This window comes from Alloalcanivorax profundimaris, assembly GCF_015265435.1.
GTDB lineage: Bacteria > Pseudomonadota > Gammaproteobacteria > Pseudomonadales > Alcanivoracaceae > Alloalcanivorax > Alloalcanivorax profundimaris.
In genome coordinates this window covers 86526-102778 of sequence record NZ_JABJWH010000015.1, presented here as the reverse complement: position 1 = coordinate 102778, position 16253 = coordinate 86526, and the positions used below count along the sequence as shown (strand labels likewise).

Annotated in this window: 14 protein-coding genes and 1 riboswitch; of the genes, 11 read left to right on the top strand and 3 right to left on the bottom strand. The window is 70.4% G+C overall.

Annotation, left to right across the window (positions count from 1 at the left end; translation table 11 throughout):
* Window positions 1-309 precede the first annotated feature (309 nt).
* The 4 genes from HMJ39_RS09585 (at window position 310) to cobU (ending at window position 5493) form a co-directional block, all read left to right on the top strand.
* Window positions 310-1986: an AMP-binding protein gene (locus tag HMJ39_RS09585; protein WP_194297143.1), complete on the top strand. Its 1677-nt coding sequence runs from the start codon at window positions 310-312 to the stop codon at window positions 1984-1986.
* Window positions 1987-2331: 345 nt separating this feature from the next.
* Window positions 2332-4221: a choice-of-anchor I family protein gene (locus HMJ39_RS09580; RefSeq protein WP_194297142.1), complete on the top strand. Its 1890-nt coding sequence runs from the start codon at window positions 2332-2334 to the stop codon at window positions 4219-4221.
* A gap of 294 nt (window positions 4222-4515) precedes the next feature.
* The gene (locus HMJ39_RS09575; RefSeq protein WP_194297141.1) at window positions 4516-4956 is read left to right on the top strand and encodes a MarR family winged helix-turn-helix transcriptional regulator; all 441 of its coding nucleotides are present in this window, start codon (window positions 4516-4518) and stop codon (window positions 4954-4956) included.
* A gap of 12 nt (window positions 4957-4968) precedes the next feature.
* On the top strand, window positions 4969-5493 hold the full coding sequence (gene cobU, locus HMJ39_RS09570) for a bifunctional adenosylcobinamide kinase/adenosylcobinamide-phosphate guanylyltransferase (protein ID WP_194297140.1): 525 nt from the start codon (window positions 4969-4971) through the stop codon (window positions 5491-5493).
* A 96-nt stretch (window positions 5494-5589) separates the two neighbouring features.
* On the opposite strand, the gene HMJ39_RS09565 is transcribed toward cobU, so the two are convergent.
* Genes HMJ39_RS09565 through cobT form a run of 3 tightly spaced genes read right to left on the bottom strand, consistent with a single transcriptional unit; the run spans window position 5590 to window position 7978 of the window.
* Entirely contained in the window at window positions 5590-6318 is a 729-nt protein-coding gene (locus HMJ39_RS09565) for an adenosylcobinamide-GDP ribazoletransferase (protein ID WP_194297139.1), read from the bottom strand.
* The gene (locus HMJ39_RS09560) at window positions 6315-6929 is read right to left on the bottom strand and encodes a histidine phosphatase family protein (protein ID WP_194297138.1); all 615 of its coding nucleotides are present in this window, start codon (window positions 6927-6929) and stop codon (window positions 6315-6317) included. The genes HMJ39_RS09565 and HMJ39_RS09560 overlap by 4 nt, the downstream gene beginning before the upstream one ends.
* A complete protein-coding gene (gene cobT, locus HMJ39_RS09555) occupies window positions 6926-7978 on the bottom strand; it encodes a nicotinate-nucleotide--dimethylbenzimidazole phosphoribosyltransferase (protein ID WP_256245812.1) in 1053 nt (350 codons plus the stop codon). Before cobT ends, HMJ39_RS09560 begins: the two co-directional genes overlap by 4 nt.
* 127 nt (window positions 7979-8105) lie before the next feature.
* Between cobT and cbiB the strand changes: the two genes are divergently transcribed.
* The 7 genes from cbiB (at window position 8106) to HMJ39_RS09520 (ending at window position 16244) form a co-directional block, all read left to right on the top strand.
* The gene (gene cbiB / locus HMJ39_RS09550) at window positions 8106-9032 is read left to right on the top strand and encodes an adenosylcobinamide-phosphate synthase CbiB (RefSeq protein ID WP_194297136.1); all 927 of its coding nucleotides are present in this window, start codon (window positions 8106-8108) and stop codon (window positions 9030-9032) included.
* The gene (gene cobD / locus HMJ39_RS09545) at window positions 9029-10027 is read left to right on the top strand and encodes a threonine-phosphate decarboxylase CobD (RefSeq protein WP_194297135.1); all 999 of its coding nucleotides are present in this window, start codon (window positions 9029-9031) and stop codon (window positions 10025-10027) included. The genes cbiB and cobD overlap by 4 nt, the downstream gene beginning before the upstream one ends.
* Window positions 10028-10047: 20 nt before the next feature.
* Window positions 10048-10255: riboswitch (cobalamin riboswitch) on the top strand.
* 139 nt (window positions 10256-10394) lie between these two features.
* The gene (locus tag HMJ39_RS09540; protein WP_407645807.1) at window positions 10395-12257 is read left to right on the top strand and encodes a TonB-dependent receptor domain-containing protein; all 1863 of its coding nucleotides are present in this window, start codon (window positions 10395-10397) and stop codon (window positions 12255-12257) included.
* Between the two features lie 17 nt (window positions 12258-12274).
* Window positions 12275-13168: a cobalamin-binding protein gene (locus HMJ39_RS09535; protein WP_194297134.1), complete on the top strand. Its 894-nt coding sequence runs from the start codon at window positions 12275-12277 to the stop codon at window positions 13166-13168.
* The gene (locus tag HMJ39_RS09530) at window positions 13155-14135 is read left to right on the top strand and encodes a FecCD family ABC transporter permease (RefSeq protein WP_194297133.1); all 981 of its coding nucleotides are present in this window, start codon (window positions 13155-13157) and stop codon (window positions 14133-14135) included. Before HMJ39_RS09535 ends, HMJ39_RS09530 begins: the two co-directional genes overlap by 14 nt.
* Window positions 14135-14932: an ABC transporter ATP-binding protein gene (locus HMJ39_RS09525; RefSeq protein ID WP_194297132.1), complete on the top strand. Its 798-nt coding sequence runs from the start codon at window positions 14135-14137 to the stop codon at window positions 14930-14932. Before HMJ39_RS09530 ends, HMJ39_RS09525 begins: the two co-directional genes overlap by 1 nt.
* Entirely contained in the window at window positions 14922-16244 is a 1323-nt protein-coding gene (locus HMJ39_RS09520; RefSeq protein WP_194297131.1) for a cobyrinate a,c-diamide synthase, read from the top strand. Before HMJ39_RS09525 ends, HMJ39_RS09520 begins: the two co-directional genes overlap by 11 nt.
* Window positions 16245-16253 lie beyond the last annotated feature (9 nt).

Below are 16253 nucleotides of genomic sequence, written 5' to 3'. Positions count from 1 at the left end.
CCGTGAACCCGTCCCTGGGGGCTCCCGGTTTGACATCCTGTCAAACAGGGTCCCGGAAAGGGGGCCACGCCGAGACGCTTCGAGGTGGCGTCACGCGCGGCTTCGTGGATTGGATGGGGTTGTAGGAGCGGCTTCAGCCGCGATCAACGGCGGTGCCAACCGCATCGCGACTGAAGTCGCTCCTACGAGGCGGTGCACTTTCCGGTAGGAGCGGCTGGGCGGCATTCCGCTTCAGTCGCGATGCCGCTGGCGCTACCGGTCATTCGGCGTTCGGCGCCAAAGGTTTTTGAGAGTTTAAGGAGAACAAAGATGTCCACCGTTTCCGCAACCGGGTTCGAGCCGGTGCCGGTGCCCGGTTCCGTCTGGGCCGGCGACAGCGTGTCCTATCTTCGTGGTGAAAAGCCGCTGCACGATTATCTGTTCCAGCACGCCGAGGAGGTGCCGGAGCGGATCGCCTACATTTACTACGGTACCGAGATTACCTGGGCCGAGGCCGGGGACGCGGTGCGGCGGCTGGCGGCGCATTTGCGCGAGAAGGGGGTGGGGCCCGGCGACCGGGTGGCGTTGTTCATGCAGAACTGCCCGCAGTACATTTTCGCCCATTACGCGGTGCAGGCGCTGGGCGCCATGGTCACGCCGGTGAATCCGCAGTACAAAGCCGCCGAGGTGGCTTATCAACTGAGCAACGCGGAAACCAAGGCACTGGTGGTGGCCCGGGATCTTTATCCGATCGTGGCCGGGGTGCGTGACCAGGTGCCGACCCTGGCCACGGTGGTGAGCACCGCCTACGGCGACTACCTGCCGGAGCGGCCCACCCTGGCGGTGCCCAAGGAGCTGCTCGGCGAGCCGTCGGCGCCGCCGGCGGGCACCGACGATTTGAGCGCGATTCTGGAGCACACCGCGCCGCTGGACCGCTTCGAGCCGGTGGACCTGTGGAACGACGTGGGGCTGATGACCTTTACGTCCGGCACCACCGGCCGGCCCAAGGGCGCCATGCTCAGTTACGGGTCCAGCCTGTTCAAGATGGCGGTGTCGTTCAACGCCAACCGTATGACCGAGGACACGGTGAGCCTGGGCATCGCGCCGCTGTGTCATATCGCCGGCATGAACTTCGGCGTCTACCAGCCGGTGTACGCGCGCCAGACCCTGGTGATCCTGGCGCGCTTCGAGCCCGCCACCACCATCGACGCCATCGAGCATTACCGGGTGAGCAACTGGTACGGCATCGCGCCCATGTTGCGGGCGATTCTGGATTTTCCCGGCGTGCGGGATCGTGACCTGACCTCGCTGGCCAACAATCCCTGCACCAGCTTCGGCATTCCCCTCACCGAAAAACTGGCCGAGGAATGGAAGGCGCTCACCGGCTGCCAGACCCACGAGGCCGCCTACGGGTTGAGCGAGACCCACACCTCGGACACCTTCATGCCCAAGGACCGCATCAAGTGGGGCAGCTGCGGCGTGCCCATGGCGGAGAACGAGATCCGCATTGTCGATACCGAAACCGGCGCGGAATGCGCGCCCGGGCAAAGCGGCGAGATCGTGGTGCGCAACAAGGCGGTGTTCAAGGGCTATTGGAAGCGCGACGAGGCCACCGCGGAAACCCTGCGCGACGGTGCCGTGCACACCGGCGACGTGGGCTATTTCGATGAGGAGGGCTATCTGTTCTTCACCGGCCGCATCAAGGAGATGATCAAGTGCTCCGGCTACAGTGTGTTCCCGGAGGACGTGGAAGCGCTGATGCTGGATCACCCGGCCATCGCCCAGTCCGCCGCCATCGGCGTGCCCGATGATCAACGCGGCGAAACGGTGAAGCTGTTCGTGGTGCTCAAGCCGGAGTACCAGGGCAAGGTCAGCGAGAGCGAGCTAATCGACTGGGCCAGGGAACACATGGCGGCGTATAAATACCCGCGCCAGGTCGCCTTTATCGACACGCTGCCGGCCACGCCGGCGGGCAAGGTGTTGCGCCGGTTGCTGAAGGACGATTGAGGCGCTGATCGGAGCGTTGCGCGCGCCGCCTTGAGGCGGCGCCAGCGCCTATTCGTCTTTCTTCTTCTTGCCTTTGTCGTAATGCCACTTGATGGCGAAGAACATGCCCGTGCCGAGCACGACGACCTTGAAGGTAATGAAAACTACCGGGATCCATTCCATTCCGACTCTTTCCAGGCGTGAAATATCAGCCCAAGTCTAGGTCAGGCAAACCGCCATTCACATTGGACATAATGTCCCGGAACTTTTCAGCCCCGCCGTTCTTCAAGAAAACGTCATCCCCCTGTCATGGGTTTGCGGCCCACTACCCGGGTATCCGTGAACGAATAATGACGAGGTGTTTTCATGAAACCCTGGCTTGCCCTTGGCGCCGGCACCGTGATGGCATCCACCCTGCTCGCCGGTTGTGGCGGCGACAGCGACAACGACGGCGGCGCCAATCCGCCGGCGGCGGAACCCACCCCCTCCAGCCTGACGCTCAGCTTCCTGGGCCGTCACGCCAGCGGCCAGTTCGATGAATCGGCGGCGGAGATCCCCGCCTACCACGCCGGCTCCCAGCGCCTGTTCGTGGTCAACGCCAACAAGGGCGCCCTGGACATCATGAGCCTGGCCGACCCGGCCAACCCGACCCTGGAAGACACCCTGCTCACCGGCGACATCTCCGCCGGCTCGGAAGTGAACAGCGTGGCCGTGCACGGCGACCTGGTGGCGGTGGCCGTGCAGGCCGGCACCAAGACCGACACCGGCTTCCTCGCCCTGTACGACGCCAACAGCCTGGAGCGCATCAGCTTCGTGCCGGTAGGCGCCTTGCCGGACATGGTGGCGTTCACCCCGGACGGCGGCTATGTGCTCACCGCCAATGAAGGCGAGCCCAACGACGATTACAGCGTGGATCCGGAAGGCTCGATCAGCGTCATCGACATCAGCGACCCGGAGAACCCGGTGGAAAGCCGCGCCACCTTCACCGCCTTCAACGGCCAGGAAGCGGACCTGAAGGCCGCCGGCGTGCGCATCTATGGCCCCGGTGCCAACGTGGCGCGGGATCTGGAACCCGAGTACATCGCCATCGCCGCCGACGGCGCCACCGCCTGGGTGGCCCTGCAGGAGAACAACGCCCTGGCCAGGCTCGACATCGCCAGCGCCACGGTCACCGACATTCTGCCCCTGGGCGAGAAGGACCTGAGCCAGGACGGCAACGGCATCGACGCCAGCGACGACGATGACGCCATCGACATCCGCACCTTCGACGGCGTGGTCAGCCTTTACCAGCCGGACGCCATCGGCGCCTACAGCGCCGGCGGCAACACCTACCTGGTCACCGCCAACGAAGGCGATGCCCGCGCCTGGGGCGAGGACAACAATGCCTACTGGGGCACCGAGGGCGCCGGTTGCGCCGGCGACCCCAGCCAGGGCTTCGTGGAGGAGTTCCGCGTCAAGCACCTGGTGCACGCGGACGGCTTCGACCGCCGCTGCGGCGACGACCTGCCCCCGCAACTGCGTGACCTGGCCGCCGGCGGCCTGCTCAACCCGGACACCTTCGGCTACTGCGGCGCCACCGCCGGCGACCCCGGCGACTGCCGCGAGGACGACGTGCTCGGCCGCCTCAACATCACCTGGACCGAGGGCTACCGCAAACACGAAAACGGCGACCCGATGCTGTTCACCGCCGCCGGCGTCCAGGACGACGCCAACGGCGACCGCCTGATGTACGACACCCTGTACGCCTACGGCGGCCGCTCCTTCTCGATCTGGGACGAGGACGGCGGCCTGGTGTTCGACTCCGGCGACGCCATCGAACAATTCCTGGCCAGTGACGAGTGCATGCTCGGCACCCAGCGCAGCATTCCCTGCAAGGACTACTTCAACTCCGGCCACGACGAAGGCGACGACTTCGACAGCCGCAGCGATGCCAAGGGCCCGGAGCCGGAGGGCCTGACCCTCGCCGGTCTCGGCGACAAGACCTTCCTGTTCCTGGGGCTGGAGCGCATGGGTGGCGTGCTGGTCTACGACATCACCGACCCCACCGCGCCGGTGCGCGTGGAGTACCTGAACACCCGCGACGACTGGGCCACCGAGGACACCGAGTCGGTGCTCGCCGCCGCCGGTGATCTGGGGCCAGAGGGGCTCGTGTTCATCCCCGCCGAGGACGCGCCGGGGGACACCCCGCTGCTGGTGGTGGGCTACGAAGTCAGCGGCACCACCGCCGTGTACCAGGTGAACCTGCAATATCAGTGATCGCCCACCGGGCGGGCGCTTTCGCGTCCGCCCTTTTCCCGCCCCCGGGTCGTCCGACACCGCGATACATTTTCCCAACCCTTGTTCACGCCTTCAGGCTGTGAATCCGGTACACTCCGCTGTTTTGGATGGGGGGAAAATCCACCGGCGGTGTCACCGTCGGGGACATCGCCCCCCACACGTCCATGCTCGCCAAACACCCGGGTTTCGACTAGGTTAGGAAGGGGTTGCATGGAACATCTTTGAAGGTCAACCTTGGTGACCTATAGCGATAAACAGGGGTGGTGAAACAATATGACCGACGACGCTTCGCGGGAGCGCCTGAATCAGAACCTGGTAACCTTGCACTTCGCCTTCCGGGGGCTGGTCGCCGAACCCGACAGCATTCTCAAAACCCAGGGGCTGTCCCGCATTCACCACCGCCTGTTGTTCTTCATCGGCCACAACGACCACCTCAGCGTCAATGAGCTGGTGGACACCATGCGCCTCACCAAGCAGGCCATCCACAAGCCGCTCAAGACCCTGGTGGAAAAGGAGCTGGTGGAGGTGACCCGGGACGCCACCGACAAGCGCGTCAAGCGCCTGGCGCTCACCGAAGCCGGCAGCGAGCTGGAACAGCGCCTCACCGGCATCCAGCACGACCTGCTGAATCACGCCTTCGAGGAAGTGGGCCCGGAAGGGGCCGAGGCCTGGCGGCGGGTAATGGAGACCATGGCCCGCCGCCTGGGCATCTGATTTTTCCCGGCCATGGCCACGGAACTGATCCTCGGCGGCGTGCGCTCCGGCAAGAGCGCCCTGGCGGAACGGCTTGCCGCCGCCCACTCCCGTGTGCTCTATCTGGCCACCGCCGAACCCGGCGACGGGGAAATGCGCGAGCGCATCCGCCGCCACCGCCAGCGCCGGCCGGCCCACTGGGAACTGCTCGAGGAGCCCCTGGCCCTGGGCGATGCCCTGGCGGCCCGCGCGGACGCCGGGTCCTGCATCCTGATCGACTGCATGAGCCTGTGGGTGAGCAACCTGCTGCACGCCGGCGACGCCGTGTTTGAACGGCAGCGGCGGGCGTTGCTGGAGGCGCTGCCGGCCTGCCCCGGCACGGTGATCATCGTCAGCAACGAGGTGGGGCTGGGGCTGGTGGGCATGGACCCGCTCAGCCGCCGCTTCGCCGACGAGCTGGGCTGGCTCAATCAGGCCCTGGCGGAACGGGCGGAGCGGGTCATCCTCACCGCCGCCGGCCTGCCCCTGGTGCTAAAGGGGGCCGCGCTGTCCCAATAGGCCGCGCCGGGTGATCGCGACTGAAGCGGAGCGCCGCCCGGTCGCTCCTACAACGTACCCTTCCTCGTAGGAGCGACTTCAGTCGCGATTCTCTCCTCAAAGCATTAACGCTGCCACCAGCAGCACCACGGCCTCCACCGTCTCCACCAGCGCCCCGGCGGTATCACCGGTGAAGCCGCCCAGCCGCCGGCGCATCAGCGCCGCGCCGCCGGCGAACACGGCGCCGGCCACCAGCACCGCCGGCCCCTGCCCGAGCAGCACCGCCAGCACCACCGCCGCCAGAATCGCCCCGCTCACCGCGCGCCGCGCCGGGTGCCGGGCGGCACCGCTGCCCAGGCCCTGCTCGCGCACATAGGGCAGCGCCAGGAACAGGCCGGCGCAGGCGGCCCGGGCCAGCAGCGGCGCCGCCAGCAACGCCAGGGGCGCCGCCGGAATCAGCACCGCCAGCGCCGCCGCCTTGGCGAGCAGCACCAGCACCACCACCACCACCCCGGCGGGGCCGCAGTAGGGGTCCTTCATGATCGCCAGGGTGCGGGCCCGGTCGCCGTAGCCGCCCAGCCAGGCGTCGGCGCTGTCCGCCAGGCCATCCAGATGCAGGGCGCCGGTGAGCCCCACCCAGACCGCCAGCACCAGCACCGCCACCGGCCAGGCCGGCGCCGACGCCAGCAGCGCCGCCAGCCCCCACAGCAGCAGCCCGATCAGCAGGCCCACCGCCGGATACCAGGCCACGGAGCGCCCCTGGTCGCGCTCGTCCACCGGCGTGGCCACGCGCACCGGCAGGCGGGTGAGCAGGGACAGGGCCAGCCGCACCGGCTCCCGGTTCATGGCGTTGGCTCCAGGGTGCCGTGTTGCACCAGGCAGGCCAGCGGGCCGTGTTCGGTGCGGTCCAGACGCACCCGGGAGCGGTTGGCGTAGGGCACCAGGAAGGCGCCCAGGGCGCGGCCCGGGGCGAGCCCGGTGACGTGGGCCAGCACCATGCGGATCACGCCACCGTGGCACACCATCAGGACACGCTGGCCGGCCAGTTCCTGATGCCAGTGGCGCCAGGCGGCGCCCACCCGTTCATGGAACGCCTGGATCGGCTCGCCGCCGTCCGGCGAATGCCGCTCCGCGTCCCGCCAGAAACGGGCCTGGCTGTCGCCGAAGCGCTCATCCACCTGCTCCGGGGTGAGCCCTTCCCAGGCGCCGAAGGAGATCTCCTTGAAACCCGGCTCCACGGTGCAGGGCAGGCCGCGCTCGGCGGCCAGGGCCTCGGCGAAGGCCCGGCAGCGGGCCAGGGGCGAGGTGAGGATATGGTCCCAGTGATCGTCGTCGCGGACGGCGGCGCCCATCTGTTCCCAGCCCAGGTCACTGAGCCGGTCGTCCCGGTGGCCCCGGTAACGGGGGCCACCGTCCGGCTCGCCGTGGCGCAGTAGATCGAACCAGGTGGTGGTCATGAACCGGCCTCGACGCCGGCGTCGTCGAAGGTGGCCATCTCGTTGTGCAGAGCGCAGGCCTGGCGCAGCAGCGGCACCGCGGCGGCGGCGCCGCTGCCCTCGCCCAGACGCAGATCCAGGTCGAGCAGGGGCTCCGCCTCCAGGGCCTGCAGCAAACGGGCGTGGCCCGGCTCCCGGGAGCGGTGGCCGAATAGCAGCCAGGGGCGCAGTTCCGGGCGCAGGCGCACCGCCGCCAAGGCCGCCACGGTAACGATGAAGCCGTCCACCAGCACCACCTGGCCGCGGGCGGCGGCGCCGATGAAGGCGCCGGCCAGAGCGGCGATCTCGAAACCGCCCACGGACGCCAGCGCCTGCAACGGATCGCGGGGGTCGGCGTGGCGGCGCAGGGCGCGCTCGATCACCGCCACCTTGCGGCCCACGCCGTAGCGGTCCAGGCCGGTGCCGGGGCCGGTCAGCGAGCGCGCCGGCTTGCCCAGCAGGGCGCAGGCCACGGCGCTGGCGCTGGTGGTGTTGCCGATGCCCATCTCACCGCCGATGAACAGGCGCGCGCCCCGGTCGGCGGCGCGGGCGGCGGCCCGGTCGCCGGCGGCCAGGGCCGCCTCCAGCTGTTCCATGCTCATCGCCGGTCGCACCGCCAGGTTGTCGGTGCCCGGCGCGATGGTCTCGTCCACCACCCCCTCGCAGGCCGGCGGCGGCGTCACCGTGCCCAGGTTGACCACCTCCAGGTGGGCGTCCAACTGGCGGGCCAGCACCGAGATGGCGGCGCCACCGGCCACGAAGTTGGCGATCATCTGCCCGGTCACCGCCTGGGGAAAGGCGGACACGCCCTCGGCGCAGACCCCATGGTCGGCGGCGAACACGGTGATCGCCACCGGGTCCACGCCGGGCCGGTCGTCGCCCTGCAGAGCGGCCAGTTCCACCGCCGCGGTCTCCAACCGGCCCAGGGAGCCCGGCGGCTTGGTGAGGCGGGTCTGGCGGGTCAGGGCCCGGTCACGGTGGGCCTCGCTGGGGGCGGCAATGGGCGCTTGCCAGGCGGCGGTATCGGTCACTCGGGCTCCTTTCGGGGTGATGGCGAAAGCGGGCCAATCCTCTTCCCGGCTCCCGGTACTGTCAAGGTGCCTTCGGTAACCGCTTGCCGCTACACTGCGCCTCTTTTCATTGCCCGGATGCCGCCTCATGTGGAGCCTGACCCTCGCCGCCCTCGCCGCCGTGGCCCTCGACCGGGCCCTGGGCGAGCCCCGTCGCGGGCACCCGCTGGTGGCGCTGGGGCGGGCCGCCGGCCGGTTGGAACGCCACCTCAATCGCCAGGCCGACGGCGACCTGGCCCGGGGCGCCCTGGCGGTGGCCCTGCTGGCCCTGCCGCCGGTGCTGGCCGCCCTGGCCCTGACCCTGTGGCTGCCGGCCTGGCTGCTGTGGCCGCTGCAGGGGCTGGGGCTGTGGCTGGCGCTGGGGGCACGCAGCCTGGCGGAGCATGCCCGGGCGGTGGCCGCGCCCCTGGCCAACGGCGACCTGGCGGCGGCGCGCCGCGCCGTGGGCCTGCTGGTGAGCCGCGACACCGACGCCCTGGACACCGAAGGCGTGGCCCGGGCGGCCACGGAATCGGTGCTGGAGAACGGCGCCGACGCGGTGTTCGCCAGCCTGTTCTGGTTCCTGGTGGCGGGCCTGCCCGGCGTCATCCTGCACCGGGTGGTGAACACCCTGGACGCCCTCTGGGGCTACCGCACGCCCCGCTATGAGCGCTTCGGCAAGGCCGCCGCCCGCCTCGACGACCTGCTCAACTGGGCGCCGGCCCGGCTCACCGCCCTGAGCTATGGCCTGTGCGGCCACCTGACCCCGGCGCTGCGTTGCTGGCGGGTCCAGGCGCCGCGCTGGGACAGCCCCAACGCCGGCCCGGTTATGGCCGCCGGCGCCGGCGCCCTGGGCGTAACCCTGGGCGGCCCGGCGCCCTACCACGGCGCGCTCAAACCCCGCCCCTGGCTGGGCCAGGGCCCGGCGCCGGACGCCGCCGCCATCGACGCGGCCCTGACCCTGGTGCGGCGCACCCTGATCCTGTGGCTGGGGCTGGCGTTGCTGCTTGCCTTGCTATTGGGAGCCGGCCCATGAGCGACCCGCGACCGGAGCACGGCGGCCGACTCAACCAGGCCGCCCGCCAATGGGGCCTTCCCCCGGCGGACTGGCTGGATCTCTCCACCGGCATCAACCCCCGGGGTTACCCGGTGCCGGCGATCCCCGCCCGGGTCTGGCAGCGGCTGCCGGAGGAGGACGACGGCCTGGAGGACATCGCCCGCGCCTGGCTACGCCTGCCCGACCGGGCCGGCTGCCTGCCGGTGGCGGGCAGCCAGGCCGCCCTGCAGAGCCTGCCCCTGCTGCGCGCCCCCGGGCGGGTGGGCGTACCCGCACCCGGCTACCGGGAACACGCCGCCGCCTGGCACCGGGCCGGCCACCGGGTAATCCCGCTGACGGCGGAACAGGTGCCCGCCGCCCTGCCGGACCTGGACGCCCTGGTGTGGATTCACCCCAACAACCCCACCGGCGCCGGCCTGGACACGGACACCCTGCTCCGCTGGCACCGGGCGCTGGCGAAGCGGGACGGCTTGCTGGTGGTGGACGAGGCCTTTATCGAGGCGAGCCCCTTCGCCTCCCTGGCGCCGGCGCTGGGCGCGCCGGGCCTGGTGGTGCTGCGCTCCCTGGGCAAGTTCTTCGGCCTGGCCGGCCTGCGCGCCGGCCTGATGGCCGGGCCTCCGGCCCTGTGCCAGGCGCTGGCGGAGAAACTGGGCCCCTGGGCGCTCAGCCACCCGGCCCGCCACGTGATGGCCACGGCGCTGGCCGACACCGCCTGGCAAGACGCCACCCGGCAACGGCTACGCGCCGACCGCCAACGGCTGGACGCCCTGCTCCGCGACCACGGCCTGAACCCACAAGGCGACAGCGACCTGTTCGCCTGGTGCCCCACCGCCGACGCCGCCCACCGCCACGACGCCCTGGCCCGCCGGGCGGTGCTCACCCGCCTCTGGGACACCCCCGCCGGCCTGCGCCTGGGCCTGCCCGGCGACCAGGCCGGCTGGCGCCGCCTGCATGAAGCGCTGGGTTTCGATTGATTCTTGCCGGGACCCTTGCTAGGTTTCGCGCACCTTTCGGTGCCCCCTGACAGGGGGTTAAACGGGAAGTCGGTGCCGCGCCCCGCGCGCCAGTCCGACGCTGCCCCCGCAACGGTGATTGAGAGTACGACCGTCGAAGTGCCACTGTGCCCCGCGCATGGGAAGGCGACGGTCCCGGAGTCCACTCCGCTCATCAGCCCGGATACCGGCCGCGAGGAAGAGGGTACCGGCCTGGCCGGTCCCGACCTGGCGTCGCGGCGGGCGACGGCGGTCCGACACGTTGTTTCATACCGTGTTCCCCGGCCGCTCTCCCCCGCGATGATGATATCCATGCCGTGCGGGTGAGCCGGCAAGAGGGGATCCTTTGATGACTTTCCGTGTTTCGACGGCACTGGCCGTCCTGCCTGTTTGTGTTTCCGTATTGACGCCGGCGATGACGCTGGCGGCCACGCCCGAAGACCATAAACCTTCGCGAAACGAGCCACTGCAAGTGGCCGCCCTGGACCCGGTGGTGGTAACGCCCACCCGGACCAGCCGCACCGCCGACGCTTCCCTGTCGTCGGTGACCGTGATCGATGAAGAACAATTGCGCCACCAGGATCCGGTGGAACTGCGCGATGCCCTGCAAAGCCAGCCCGGCGTGGACATGACCGGCAACGGCGCCTTCGGTAAAACCACCAGCATGTTCCTGCGCGGCACCGGCAGCAGCTCCACCCTGCTGATGGTGGACGGCGTGCGGCTGCGCTCCGCCACCGCCGGCAGCCCGTCCTGGCAATTTCTGCCGCCGCGTCTGATCGACCGGGTGGAAATCGTGCGCGGCCCGCGCGGCAGCCTGTACGGCGCCGACGCCGTGGGCGGCGTGGTGCAAGTGTTCACCCCGGACGGCAGCGACCCGGGCACCTGGCTGGAAATGGGCGCCGGCAGCTTCAACAGCCGCCGTTTCTCCGCCGGCACCGAGGGAGAGCGCGACGGCACCCGCTATGCCCTGGGCATCGACCGTTTCGACACCGACGGCACCGAGATTCGCGAGGGCAGCGAGGACCGGGGCTACGACAATACCGCCGGCCATATGCGCGTGACCCACCGCTTCGACAACAACGCCGAGGTGGGCGCCTTCGGCTTCCGCGCCAGCGGCACCACCGAGTTCGAAGGCAGCACCCCGGAGCAGGAAAAGAGCACCGATTACGCCATTCAGGTGGCCGGGGTGAACGGCCAGCTGTGGCTCGGCGACAACTGGCTGAGCAAGGTCCAGATCAGCGATGCCCGCGACCAGAACGAAAGCTTCACCGACGGCGATCGGGACAGCATCTTCGACACCCGCAGCCGCGCCGCCCAATGGCAGAACGTGATCGTCACCGACAACATGGAATTCGTGCTGGGCGGCGACTTCCGCCGTGATTCCATCGAAAGCACCACCCAATACGAGGAAACCGAACGGGACAACGCCGGCGGCTTCGCTCAACTGCTGCTCGGCTTCGGCGCCCTGGATGTGCAGGCCAGTGGCCGCTACGACGACAATGAAGCCTACGGCCACAAAACCACCGGCGCCGTGGCGCTGGGCTACAAGCTGGGCCTGCATCACCGTCTGCGCGCCAGCTACGGCACCGCCTTCCGCGCCCCCACCTTCAACGACCTCTACTACCCTGGCTTCGGCAACCCGGACCTGGACCCGGAAAGTTCCGAGACCACCGAGCTGGGCGTCCGCGGCCAGTTCCAGCATTGGTTCTGGGACCTGGCGGTCTACCAGACCGACGTGGAGGACCTGATCGATACCAAGCAGGTAGGCGGCAACTACCTGGCGTTCAACGTCAATGAAGCGCGTATTCGCGGCGCCGAACTGAGCGGCGGGCTGGAGCTGGACCAGTGGCGTCTGGCGGCGGCGTTCACCGCCCAGGACCCGGAGGACCGGCAGACCGACAACGTGCTGCAACGCCGCGCCCAACGCAGCGCCCGCCTGGATCTGGATCGCCGGCTGGGCGACCTGTCCCTGGGCGGTTCCCTGGTGGTCAGCGGCCACCGTTATGACGACGCCGAAAACGAGAACCGCCTGGCCGGCTACGGCCTTCTGGACCTGCGCGCCGGCTGGCGGTTCGCTCCACGCTGGTCCGGGCGCGTGGTGGTGCGTAACGTGCTCGACAAGGAATACGCCACCACCCGTAACTTCTCCGGCTGGGAGTACCTGAACGCCGGCCGTTCGGTGATGGCCAGCCTGCGTTACGATATCGACTGATCCGACCCGGGAGCCCCATGGCCTGTCACCCGCCGAAACCCCGTTTTGTCCTCGCCCTGCTGCTGATGCTGCCGGCCCTGGCCGCCTCCGCCCGGGTCTGCGTGGACGACGACGCGGGCCGGCGGGTGTGCCTGGAGCAACCGGCGGAGCGCATCGTGGCGCTGTCCCCCGGCGCCACGGAACTGCTGTTCAACGCCGGCGCCGGCGAGCGCCTGGTGGGCGCGGTCAGCTTCAGTGACTTCCCGCCGGCGGCCAAGGCGCTGCCCCGGGTGGGCAGCTACAAGCGCCTGGACATGGAAGCGGTGCTGGCCCTGAAACCGGACTTGGTGGTGGCCTGGATCAGCGGCAACCCGGAGACCCAGGTGCAACGGCTGGAGGAACTGGGGCTCACCATCTACCGGAGCGAACCGCTGCGCTTCGCCGACGTGGCCGACACCCTGGAGCGTTTTTCCGTGCTGGCCGGCACCGAACGGACCGGCCGCGCCGCCGCCGACCATTTTCGCGACGGCATCGCCGCCCTGCGCCACCGTTACGCCGACGCCGATCCGGTGCCGGTGTTCTACGAGGTCTGGGAAGAGCCGCTGATGACGGTGAACGGCGAGCATCTGATCAGCGAGGCGATTCGGGTGTGTGGCGGCGTCAATGTGTTCGCCGACCTGCCTACCCTGGCGCCGCGCATCGGCAAGGAAGCGGTGATCGCCAAGGACCCGGAGGCCATCGTCGCCGGCGGCATGGGCGAGGACAATCCGGAGTGGCTGGAACTCTGGAAACGGTTCCCGGCGCTCACCGCGGTGCAACGGGATAACCTGTTCTTCGTGCCGCCCTCCACCCTGCAGCGCCCCACTCCGCAGATGCTGGAAGGCACCCGGCTGCTGTGCCGGCACCTGGAGACCGCCCGTGCCCGGCGTTAGCGGCCGGGGCCTGGCGGCCCTGGCGCTGCTGGCCGGCATCGGCCTGCTGGCGGTGGCCGCCGCCCTGGCGGTGGGCAGCGTGCCGATCACGGTGACGCAGCTGCTGGCGGTGCTCACCGGCGGCGGCGACCCGCTGCACCGGGAGCTGCTGCTGTCCCTGCGCCTGCCCCGGGCGCTGGCGGCCTTCGCCACCGGCGGCCTGCTGTCCCTGGCCGGCGCCCTGATGCAGGTATTGCTGCGCAACCCCCTGGCGGACCCCTACGTGCTGGGCCTGTCCGGCGGCGCGGCGGTGGGTGCCCTGGGCGCCATGCTGCTGGGCGCGGCGACCTTCGGCGTGTCCGGCGCCGCCTTCGCCGGGGCGCTGCTCTCCACCCTGGTGGTGTTCGGCCTGGCCCAGGGCGTGGGCGGCTGGACGCCCACCCGGCTGCTGCTCACCGGCGTGGTGGTGGCCGCCGGCTGGAGCGCCGTGGTCACCTTCCTGCTCACTCTGAGCCCCGCCGACCAACTGCCCGGCATGCTCTACTGGCTGATGGGCGACCTGAGCTATGCCCGCTCGCCGCTGGCCGCCTGGCTGGTGCTGGCGCCGGCCCTGCTGGTCACCCTGCCGCTGGGGCGCGGGCTCAACGTGCTGGCCCGGGGACCGCTGCAGGCGGCGGCGTTGGGGGTGGCGGTGCGGCCCCTGGAAATCACCGTCTACGTGCTGGCCAGCCTGCTCACCGCGGTGGCGGTGACCACCGCCGGCAGCGTCGGCTTCGTGGGGCTGGTGGTGCCGCACATGCTGCGCCTGCTGCTGGGCAACGACCAGCGCCTGATCCTGCCGGCCAGCGTGCTGGCCGGTGGCGCCCTGCTGACCCTGGCGGACACCCTGGCGCGCACCCTGCTGGCCCCGGAGCAGTTGCCGGTGGGCGTGATCACCGCCCTGCTCGGGGTGCCCACCTTCCTGTTCCTGCTGTACCGGAGCCGCTGATGGCGACGCTGGAGACCCGCAACCTGGTGATCGACATTCCTGGCCGCGCCGATGGCCGGCCGCTGTCGCTGTGCCTGGCCCCGGGCCAGCGCTGGGGCATTCTGGGACCCAACGGCGCCGGCAAGACCACCCTGCTGCACACCCTGGCCGGGCTGCACCCGCCCCGCGCCGGCCGGGTCTACCTGGACGGCGCGCCTCTGGCCACCCTCAAACGCAAGGCGGTGGCCCGGCGCCTGGCCCTGGTGTTCCAGGAGCGCCAGGACGGCTTCCCGGCCACGGTGCTGGAAACCGCCTTGATAGGCCGCCACCCATTCCTGGCCCCCTGGCAACGGGAAGGGGCCGAGGACCTGCGTCTGGCCCGGGAGGCCCTGGCCGCCCTGGCGGTGGATCACCTGGCGGACCGGCTGGTGACCACCCTGTCCGGCGGCGAGCGCCAGCGGGTGGCCATCGCCACCGCCCTCACCCAGACCCCGGCCCTGTGGCTGGCCGACGAGCCCACCAACCACCTGGACCTGCACCACCAGGTAGCGGTGATGCGGCTGCTCGCCGGCCAGGCCCGGCGCGGCGCCACCGTGGTGATGGGCCTGCACGATCTGAACCTGGCGGCACGCTGGTGCGACCATCTTCTATTGCTGTTCCCGGACGGCCAGCACTGCGCCGGCCCCGCCGAGGTGATGCTCGAGCCCCGCGCCCTGGAACGGCTGTACGGCCAGCCGCTGACCATGACCCGGGTGGGCGGCGCGCCCGTGTTCGTGCCCACCCCCGACCCTGGAGACCCGGTGGACCATGACCGCTAACGAATCGTTCGCCGGCACCGTGCCGGCCGCCCTGATCAGCGCCCCCGGCTCCGGCCAGGGCAAATCACTGATCACCGCCGCCCTGGCCCGGCTGCACCGCAACGCCGGCCGCCGGGTCCGGGTGTTCAAGTTCGGGCCAGACTACCTGGACCCCATGGTCCTGGAGCGGGCCAGCGGCGCGCCGGTGTACCAGCTTCAACCCTGGATGACCGGCGAAGCGGAATGCCGCTGGCGGCTGGCCGAGGCGGCCACGCAGGCGGATCTGATTCTGGCGGAAGGAGCCATGGGCCTGTTTGACGGCACCCCGTCCAGCGCCGACCTGGCGGTGCTGGCGGGCATCCCGGCGATTCCGGTGATCGACGCCTGGGGCATGGCCCAGACCTTCGGCGCCGTGGCCCTGGGCCTGGCCCGCTACCGGGACGACCTCACGGTGCGAGAGGTGATCGCAAACCGGGTGGCCAGCCCCCGCCACGGCGATCTGCTCGCCGAGGGCCTGCCGGCGGACCTGACCCTGCTGGGCGCGGTGCCGCGCCACGAGGCCATGACGCTGCCCGAGCGCCATCTCGGCCTGGTCCAGGCCGGCGAGCTGGACGATCTGGACCAACGCCTGGACCAGGCCGCCGCCGTGCTCGCCGAGGCCGGCCTCGACCGGCTGCCGGCGCCGGTGACTTTCAACGCTCCACGCCCGGCGCCGCCACCCCGCCTGCTGGAAGGCAAACGGATCGGCGTGGCCCGGGACGCGGCCTTCGCCTTTCTGTACCCGGCCAACCTGGACCTGCTGCGCGACCTGGGCGCCGAGCTCCACTTCTTCTCGCCCCTGGCCGACACCACGCTACCGGCGGTGGATGCGCTCTGGCTGGCCGGCGGCTACCCGGAACTGCACGGCGCCGCCCTGGCCGCCAACACCGCCCTGCGCGAGACGATCCGCGCCCACCATCAGGCCGCCAAACCCATCCTGGCGGAATGCGGCGGCCTGATGAGCTGCCTGGAAACGGTGGTGGACGGCGACGACGAAGCCCACCAAGGCTTCGGGCTGCTGCCCGGCACGGCACGGCTAACGCGGAAACTCCAGGGGCTGGGCATGCACGCCCTGCGCCTGGGCGATCACGAACTGCGCGGCCACACCTTCCACCACGCCACCTTGGAAAACGCGCCGGCCGCCCAACTGTTCAGCGAGAAACAAAGCGGCACCGGTGGCGAGCCGGTATTCGTGAAAAACGGTCTGGTGGCCAGTTTCTTCCACGGCTACTTTCCTTCGTCGCCGACGCTGGTGGCCTCTATCCTCGAAGGCCGCTTTCCCCCTTCCCAGTAACAGGAGACC

Coding starts and splice junctions, on each gene's coding strand:
- HMJ39_RS09585 (WP_194297143.1), top strand. CDS start 310: ATGTCCACCGTTTCCGCAACCGGGTTCGAGCCGGTGCCGGTGCCCGGT.
- HMJ39_RS09580 (WP_194297142.1), top strand. CDS start 2,332: ATGAAACCCTGGCTTGCCCTTGGCGCCGGCACCGTGATGGCATCCACC.
- HMJ39_RS09575 (WP_194297141.1), top strand. CDS start 4,516: ATGACCGACGACGCTTCGCGGGAGCGCCTGAATCAGAACCTGGTAACC.
- cobU (WP_194297140.1), top strand. CDS start 4,969: ATGGCCACGGAACTGATCCTCGGCGGCGTGCGCTCCGGCAAGAGCGCC.
- HMJ39_RS09565 (WP_194297139.1), bottom strand. CDS start 6,318: ATGAACCGGGAGCCGGTGCGGCTGGCCCTGTCCCTGCTCACCCGCCTG.
- HMJ39_RS09560 (WP_194297138.1), bottom strand. CDS start 6,929: ATGACCACCACCTGGTTCGATCTACTGCGCCACGGCGAGCCGGACGGT.
- cbiB (WP_194297136.1), top strand. CDS start 8,106: ATGTGGAGCCTGACCCTCGCCGCCCTCGCCGCCGTGGCCCTCGACCGG.
- cobD (WP_194297135.1), top strand. CDS start 9,029: ATGAGCGACCCGCGACCGGAGCACGGCGGCCGACTCAACCAGGCCGCC.
- HMJ39_RS09540 (WP_407645807.1), top strand. CDS start 10,395: ATGACTTTCCGTGTTTCGACGGCACTGGCCGTCCTGCCTGTTTGTGTT.
- HMJ39_RS09535 (WP_194297134.1), top strand. CDS start 12,275: ATGGCCTGTCACCCGCCGAAACCCCGTTTTGTCCTCGCCCTGCTGCTG.
- HMJ39_RS09525 (WP_194297132.1), top strand. CDS start 14,135: ATGGCGACGCTGGAGACCCGCAACCTGGTGATCGACATTCCTGGCCGC.
- HMJ39_RS09520 (WP_194297131.1), top strand. CDS start 14,922: ATGACCGCTAACGAATCGTTCGCCGGCACCGTGCCGGCCGCCCTGATC.